This is a genomic window from Vibrio kagoshimensis (assembly GCF_050337535.1).
Lineage (GTDB): Bacteria > Pseudomonadota > Gammaproteobacteria > Enterobacterales > Vibrionaceae > Vibrio > Vibrio gallaecicus.
Map to the genome: position 1 here is coordinate 1 of NZ_JAKJSZ010000063.1, position 657 is coordinate 657.

Annotated in this window: 3 tRNA genes; all 3 read right to left on the minus strand. The window is 42.0% G+C overall.

What is annotated here, in order from left to right:
* Positions 1–314 precede the first annotated feature (314 nt).
* Positions 315–390 (minus strand) — tRNA-Val (locus tag L4C37_RS22440).
* Positions 391–422: 32 nt separating this feature from the next.
* Positions 423–498: transfer RNA gene (locus tag L4C37_RS22445), tRNA-Lys, on the minus strand.
* Positions 499–500: 2 nt separating this feature from the next.
* Positions 501–576: transfer RNA gene (locus tag L4C37_RS22450), tRNA-Glu, on the minus strand.
* Between the last annotated feature and the right edge of the window lie 81 nt (positions 577–657).

The window sequence follows — 657 nt, forward strand, 5'->3', positions numbered from 1 at the left end:
ATCAAGAAGGGTTAATTCTTGATAACTGTTTGCCGGACTCAATTGTGAATCAAACTAGGTTTGATTCGAATACAAGACACTTGAATGTGTTTGTTGTGTTTATCTAATGAAAGATAAACATTGAGAACTTTTAAATTTGATTGAATTACTCGTAAGTAATCAATCAGTCAGCTTTCCAAATTGTTAAAGAGCATGAGACTTTAAGAACCAGWGTTCTAAAATTCACATTTTCTAAAGACTCTCAGAGTCAAACATACCAACCAGCGACAAAWGAAGTGGTTTGGATATGAATATAACCAAGAATATTTAGAGAATGGTGGGCGATACCGGGCTCGAACCAGTGACCCCCTGCTTGTAAGGCAGGTGCTCTCCCAACTGAGCTAATCGCCCACGATAGTTTTAATTCCTTCGCGGAGAAAGAATGGTGGGTCGTGCAGGATTCGAACCTGCGACCAATTGATTAAAAGTCAACTGCTCTACCAACTGAGCTAACGACCCAATGGTATCCCGTAGGGGAGTCGAACCCCTGTTACCGCCGTGAAAGGGCGGTGTCCTAGGCCTCTAGACGAACGGGACACTGGATATTGAAGAACTTGGGAGTTCTTCGTCTCTTTTACTTTCTAAACCTAATCAATCTGTGTGGGTACTCATCAACGA